Here is a 6,175-nt window from a genome sequence, read left to right on the forward strand (position 1 = left end):
GATCGCCGGGAGCGGACCGTGCTCGCCACCAAGCTCTACGGGACGACCTCGGACTGGCCGAACAACGGCAGGCTCTCGGCCCTCAACATCCGCCGGGCCCTCGACGCGAGCCTCCGGCGACTGCAGACGGATTACATCGACATCTACCAGTTCCACCACATCGACAGGGAGACGCCCTGGGACGAGATCTGGCAGGCCATGGAGACGGCCGTCGCCCAGGGAAAGATCCTCTACGCGGGCAGCAGCAACTTCGCCGGCTGGCACATCGCCACGGCCCAGGCGGAAGCGCGACGTCGCAACTTCACCGGCCTGGTGAGTGAGCAGTCGATCTACAACCTCCTCACCCGGGACCTCGAGCTCGAAGTGCTCCCGGCGGCGCGAGCGAACGGGCTCGGTGTGATCGCCTGGTCCCCGCTGCAGGGCGGCCTCCTCGGGGGAGTGCTCGGCAAGGAGCGCGACGGCAGACGGCGCCTCGAAGGGCGCTCTGCCGAGACGCTTGCCGCGCACCGACCGGCCATCCAGGCCTTCGAGGACTTCGCCGCAGACCTGGGGCACGAGCCGGGAGACGTGGCCCTGGCCTGGCTCCTGCACCAGCCGGGAGTGACGGCGCCGATCATCGGGCCGCGCACCCAGGCCCAGCTCGACGACGGTCTCCGGGCGCTCGACGTCACCCTCGATGCCGCAGCTCTGGCCCGTCTCGATGAGATCTTCCCCGGGCACAAGCCGGCCCCTGAGGACTATGCCTGGTGACCAACCCCGCAACAGGTCCCGCAACAGATCCCGCAACAGATCCCGCAACGAATCCCGCAACGAACACTGCAGAACCGCCAGCCCCGTCAACCGCTCAACGAAGGAAGCCATGCCGACCCGAATGATGCAAACCCGAATGATCGCCGACCGAACCGTGAGCGCGATCGGACTCGGCGGAATGCCGATGTCGATTGAAGGACGACCGGATGCGGCCAGGTCCGTCGCGACGATCCACGCGGCCCTCGACGAGGGCGTGACCCTGTTCGACACCGCGGACGCGTACCACCTGCACGCCGACGAGGTCGGCCACAACGAAACCCTCATCGCAGGAGCGATCGCGTCGTGGGGCGGGGACACCAGCGACCTGCTCGTCGCGACGAAGGGCGGGCACCTGCGCCCCGGTGACGGCACCTGGTATGTCGACGGCCGCCCTGAACACCTCAAGAAGGCCGCGGAGGCCTCACTCGCGCGGCTCGGCGGCGACGCGATCGGCCTCTATCAGTTCCACCGGCCGGACCCGGCGGTGCCGTACGCCGATTCCATCGGGGCGCTCGTCGAGCTCCTCGACGCCGGCACGATCCGCCTCGCCGGCATCTCCAATGCGAACGTCGATCAGATCCGGCTCGCCCGCGAACTGCTCGGCGGGCGCCTCGCGAGCGTGCAGAACCAGTTCTCTCCTGCGTTCCGCAGCAGCGAACCGGAGCTCGAGCTCTGCACCGAACTCGGAATCGCCTTCATCCCCTGGAGCCCGCTCGGTGGGATCTCCTCTGCGTCCCGGCTCGGCGAACGCTTCGCGCCGTTCCAGCAGGTAGCAGCAGACCGAGGGGTCAGCCCGCAGGTCGTCTGCCTGGCCTGGCACCTCGCGAAGTCCCCTGTGGTCATCCCAATCCCCGGCGCCTCGCGGCCGGAGAGCATCCGGGATTCGGTTCACGCTGCCGGCATCACGCTCACGACTGAGGAACTGGCGCTGCTGGGCTGATCCCCGCGAGCTGGGTGAGGAACGCCGTGGCGGCCGGGCTGGGCTCGTCCGCCACGGCGACCGCGGCCGTCCACGGCGGCATCGGATCCTCGATCTGAATGGCTCGCAAGAGGTCAGGGCGCTTCGCTGCGAAACTCTCCGGCACGATCGCGACACCGAGGTTGTAACCGACGAGGTCGAGCATCGGATGCACGTCGTTGACCTCGAGCGCGGCCCGGTAATCGAACCCGGCAGCAGCGAAACCGCGGCGGGCGAGGACGTGTGCGCCCCAGCCTGCGGGGAACCCGACGAGTGACTCGGCATGCAGGGATGCGAGGTCGACGGAGCCCCTGGCCGCGAACGCGTGATCGGGATGGCAGAGCACGATGAGCCGCTGCGTGCTGAGCGGACTGAGTCGGACGCCGGGAGTCTGGTCGCCGACCGAGACGACAAGGGCGACGTCCGTGCGGCCGTTCGCGACGCCCTCGATGAGCTCGAGCGATCCGGCGTGCCTGAGACGTACGTCGACCCCTGGATGCGTCATGCGGAAGCGGGCGAGCTCTCCCGGAAGGTCCACCGAGCCCAGGCACGGCTCGGCGCCGACGGTCAGGCTCCCCAGCATGAGGCCGCGCACAGCCGCAACGGCGTTCTGGGCCGCGGTGGCGCTCGCGAGCGTGCGCAACGCCTCGACCAGGAAGGCCTGTCCGGCGACCGAGAGTTCGACGCTGCGGGTGCTGCGGATGAAGAGTGACGTCCCGAGCTCGCTTTCGAGCGCCCGAACGGATGCCGACAGACCGGATTGTGAGATCTGCAGGATCTCGGCGGCCCGGGTGAAGTGGCGTTCCTCGGCGACGATCGCGAAATGTTCGAGCTGGCGGAGTTCCATTCAGCAAGGCTAGTGCCTCACGCGAGGCCATTCACAGGTGCGAGGACTGGATCCACCGCCTCGTCTTTTGCCGTTCCGGGGTCGATAATGTCTCGGAAGCGCGGGCCCGACGGCGGGCACGCCCCGGTCTGGAGGTCTCAGATGACAACGCTCAACCCCTATCTCTCGTTCCGTGATTCGGCCAGGGCGGCCATGGACCTGTACGAGTCGGTCTTCGGCGGCACGGTCACGCGCAGTACCTTCGCGGAGCTCCACGCCAGTGAGGATCCTGCGGAGGGCGACAAGATCATGCACTCCGCTTTGACGACGGACGGCGGGATGGTCCTGATGGCGGCGGACACACCGAACAGCATGGATCTGACACCGGGCACCACTATGTCGGTCTCGCTGAGCGGCGACGACGAGGCGGAACTGAGCGGCTACTTCGAAAAACTGTCTGCCGGCGGGACCGTACTCCAGCCGCTTGCGAAGGCGCCGTGGGGAGACAGCTTCGGGATGCTCGTGGACCCGTTCGGCGTGAGCTGGCTGGTCAACATCTCCGGATCGGGCAGCACAGCGCCCGAGTGACGTTCAGGCGCCGGGCTGGACGTCGAGGCTGATCGAGTCGTCTTCCGTGCCGTCGACAAGGCGCTGCAGGGCGTTGCGGACGAGGAGGCCGCGCATGGTGTCGCGGTGCGCCCGCGCCTTCGGCAGGAAGTGCGGCACGTACCCGTAGACGGCGTGGCTCTTCTTCGAGCCGAGGTACGGACCAGGGGGAGTGTCGGCGAGCGGTACGAACGGGATGCCCAGAAAGTCCCGCATCTTGCGCAGCGGGCGGTCGTCGACGATGGACACAATGTGCTTGATCCGGTGCACGAGCGCGGAGAGGTACATGGCGCGGTAGAGCTGCACGCTCACCGCTGCTTCGCCGCGACGGTAGTCGGGGAGGACGGCGACGGTGCCGATGTCCCAGATCTCGGTCGGATCGGTGATCGCGTGAAAGCGGAACGCCTCATCGAGTTCCAGATTGAACGGTTCCTGGGCGGCATCGTTGAGGCTCTTGAGTCCATGCGGGGAATCCTCGATGATCCGCAGCACCCCGCTCGGCGTGCCGGTGTCCCTGTCGATGGAGATGAAGAATGTGCTCGTGCCCTCGTACGCGCCGTACTCGTCCGTCATCTGCGCGGCATCGTTGCCGAACGTCGCCTCGAAGACAACACGTTCCACGTGCCGGCCGACGTTCGAAAACGGGCTCCGGCCGTCGACCTCGATCGCGACCAGCCGGTAGTGCTCCGGGAGGTCACGCGTGCGCGCGGCGAGCAGCCGCACGGTGAGGTCCTCGAGCTCGGCATCGCTCAGGTCGTATCGGGGGCTGAACACCTCGGCGCCGATCACGGTATCGGTGTCGCGGGTCGGCACTAAAACTCCTTGTATTCGGCGCTGGCACTGCCGAAGAAACGCGTGGTGTATTCGACGGCCACGAGGGGGTCGAACGGCTTGCAGGTGTAGATGTCGACACTGTAGAAGAGCACCGGTTGTTCCCACGCGTAGAAATGCGCCCCCGACGTTTCCCAGTGAGTCCACCCGGCCCAGCCGTACAGATCGCTGCGATGCGTGACCGGTTCGATCAGGCCTTTCATGTCGAGCACCGGGGCAAGCCCTGACAAGTAGTCCGTGATCTGCACTGCGCTGATCGGTTCGGCGGGGTAGGCCTCGATGACAAGACGCTGCCGGTAAATGGTTGGTGCAAGGTCGCGCATGAAAGCCATTCCCCCAGTGATGTGATCAAGAGCTTGGGGAAAGGAATCCCCGGCGGCAGCCGTTTCATCAGGGCGACATTGGAACCTGAGACTGAGCGGTGCTGCCTCACTGTACGCCCCCCAGACATCCATCGGGGTCCGAGGGCACGTCCGACAGTCTGGACGAGTCCCCGGTGGGTCCCTTTTCTTCACCGCGATGCCGGTGCACACTGAGCGAATGCGCAGGCTTTCCGTCACGAGACACCCGGGAAAGGGGCCGGTTGCGCCGCCCATTTTCGGGGCCGCGCTGCTGGTGATCCTTGCAGTGGGCCTTCCCCTCGCGGCCATCCAGGTAGCAGGTGCGATCCGACCGGACCCGGCGGCATCCGCCCCGTCCGGCATCCCAGCGGTTTCCCCGACCGCGGCCCCACTCCGGTGCCGACCGTACCGGCCCAATCGTCGCGGGCCCAACCGTCACCGGCGATCAGGGCGCTGGATTCGGACAATCCGATTTCCGATCCTGCCTGGTTCGTGCAGGCATACGAAGCCGGGTTCCGGCTCTACATCCTCAGCTCCACCGAGTTCGGCACGTGCACGCCTCTCGCCCGCACCCAGGCGCAGCTCGCGATGGCCATCGACGCCGGTCTCGCGATCGCCGCGTACACCAGGGATCCGCGCTGCTGGCGGGAGGGGATCGCGGCGACGGGCTCCTTCCGCATCCGGCTCCAGTTCTTCGCCCTCGACATCGAAACGGGCGGCCCGCCGCTCACCCGCGCCATGATCACGGGCGTCCAATCCACCGGAGTGCGCCCCGTCGTCTACACCGGCGCGCGGATGTGGGACGACATCATGGGCGCGGGAACGACGGAGTTCTCGGACGTCGCCCTCTGGGATGCCGTGCCCGTCCAGCCGGGCTCGACTGCCGTGGCCGGCCTCCCTGACGACCCCGTCGATCTCCTCTCGCCTGCACCGATTCCGTTCGGTGGCTGGAACGCGTCCGGGAATCTCCGAGTCGGTGTTCAGCAGCATTTTGAACGGGTCTTCAACGGCGTCAACATCGATGTGAACACCTTCGCGAGGTCATTCCTGTACTGATCGGGAAGCGCGCACCGGAATGGGCGCCGCACCGCGTATCATGGCGGCGTGAAGCCCTACCTGCTCTTGGCCAGCCGTCCGGAGGACGAAGCCGCCGACGACGAGTACGAGGGTTTCCTGAGCGCCGGCGGCCTCACCCCGGAGGACCTGCACCGGGTCAGGCTCGAGGCGGCGCCACTGCCGCCGATCCGGCTGGACGACTACTCCGGCATCATCGTCGGTGGCAGCCCCTTCAACGCCAGCGACCCCGCGGCGACGAAGTCCGCCGTCCAGCTCCGGGTCGAGCGGGAACTCCAGTCGCTCCTCGACCTCGTCGTCGCCCGTGATTTTCCCTTTCTCGGAGCCTGTTACGGCATCGGGCTGCTGACGACACACGGCGGGGGTGTCGTCGACGGAACGTGGCCGGAGGACGCCGGCCCGACGAGAGTGCGGCTGACGCAGGAGGGAGCCGCCGACCCCCTGTTCGGTATCCTCGAGCCCGACTTCGAGGCCTTCGTCGGACACAAGGAGGCATGCACGGTCCTCCCGCCCGGCGCCGTACTCCTGGCCACCGGAGAGGATTGCCCGGTCCAGGCCTTCCGGGTCGGACGGAACGTCTACGCGACCCAGTTCCACCCGGAGCTCACCAATGCGAGCATCCTCACCCGCCTCCGGATCTACCGCGACAACGGATATGTCAAGCCGGATGCCTGGACCGGAGTCATCGCGAGCATCGCGGCGGCCACGGTGACGCAACCGGCGAACCTGATGCGTGCCTTCGTGCGGCGC

The 6,175-nt window shown here is 67.4% G+C and carries 8 protein-coding genes; 5 read left to right on the forward strand and 3 right to left on the reverse strand.

Going from position 1 to position 6,175, the window contains the following annotated elements:
* Both QN345_RS14320 and QN345_RS14325 read left to right on the forward strand, forming a co-directional pair.
* Nucleotides 1-750 (forward strand): aldo/keto reductase (locus tag QN345_RS14320; protein ID WP_323508789.1); only part of this gene is annotated, 750 nt, incomplete at its 5' end.
* Nucleotides 751-874: 124 nt separating this feature from the next.
* Nucleotides 875-1,729: an aldo/keto reductase gene (locus QN345_RS14325; RefSeq protein ID WP_322141114.1), complete on the forward strand. Its 855-nt coding sequence runs from the start codon at nt 875-877 to the stop codon at nt 1,727-1,729.
* On the opposite strand, the gene QN345_RS14330 is transcribed toward QN345_RS14325, so the two are convergent.
* Nucleotides 1,698-2,594, reverse strand: coding sequence for a LysR family transcriptional regulator (locus QN345_RS14330; protein WP_322136044.1), 897 nt, complete (start codon nt 2,592-2,594; stop codon nt 1,698-1,700). The two genes, QN345_RS14325 and QN345_RS14330, sit on opposite strands and share 32 nt — an antisense overlap.
* A 141-nt stretch (nt 2,595-2,735) precedes the next feature.
* On the opposite strand from QN345_RS14330, the gene QN345_RS14335 reads away from it, so the two are divergent.
* Nucleotides 2,736-3,161, forward strand: a complete 426-nt coding sequence (locus QN345_RS14335; protein WP_134448853.1) for a VOC family protein — start codon at nt 2,736-2,738, stop codon at nt 3,159-3,161.
* Between the two features lie 3 nt (nt 3,162-3,164).
* On the opposite strand, the gene QN345_RS14340 is transcribed toward QN345_RS14335, so the two are convergent.
* On the reverse strand, nt 3,165-3,992 hold the full coding sequence (locus QN345_RS14340) for a hypothetical protein (RefSeq protein WP_134560002.1): 828 nt from the start codon (nt 3,990-3,992) through the stop codon (nt 3,165-3,167).
* Complete coding sequence (locus QN345_RS14345; protein ID WP_198413440.1) at nt 3,992-4,333, reverse strand: S-adenosylmethionine decarboxylase; 342 nt, start codon at nt 4,331-4,333, stop codon at nt 3,992-3,994. The genes QN345_RS14340 and QN345_RS14345 overlap by 1 nt, the downstream gene beginning before the upstream one ends.
* Nucleotides 4,334-4,843: 510 nt before the next feature.
* On the opposite strand from QN345_RS14345, the gene QN345_RS14350 reads away from it, so the two are divergent.
* Nucleotides 4,844-5,407 carry a hypothetical protein gene (locus QN345_RS14350; RefSeq protein ID WP_322136043.1) on the forward strand — a complete coding sequence of 188 codons (564 nt, stop codon included), beginning with the start codon at nt 4,844-4,846 and terminating at the stop codon, nt 5,405-5,407.
* Between the two features lie 48 nt (nt 5,408-5,455).
* Nucleotides 5,456-6,175: glutamine amidotransferase (locus tag QN345_RS14355; protein ID WP_323508790.1), on the forward strand; the 720-nt coding region annotated here is incomplete at its 3' end.

The sequence above is a fragment of the Cryobacterium sp. 10I1 genome (assembly GCF_035019805.1).
GTDB classification, from domain to species: Bacteria; Actinomycetota; Actinomycetes; order Actinomycetales; family Microbacteriaceae; genus Cryobacterium; species Cryobacterium glucosi.

Bases quoted from the DNA above. Each gene is read 5' to 3' on its own strand.
- QN345_RS14325 (WP_322141114.1), top strand. From the start codon at position 875: ATGCAAACCCGAATGATCGCCGACCGAACCGTGAGCGCGATCGGACTC.
- QN345_RS14330 (WP_322136044.1), bottom strand. From the start codon at position 2,594: ATGGAACTCCGCCAGCTCGAACATTTCGCGATCGTCGCCGAGGAACGC.
- QN345_RS14335 (WP_134448853.1), top strand. From the start codon at position 2,736: ATGACAACGCTCAACCCCTATCTCTCGTTCCGTGATTCGGCCAGGGCG.
- QN345_RS14345 (WP_198413440.1), bottom strand. From the start codon at position 4,333: ATGCGCGACCTTGCACCAACCATTTACCGGCAGCGTCTTGTCATCGAG.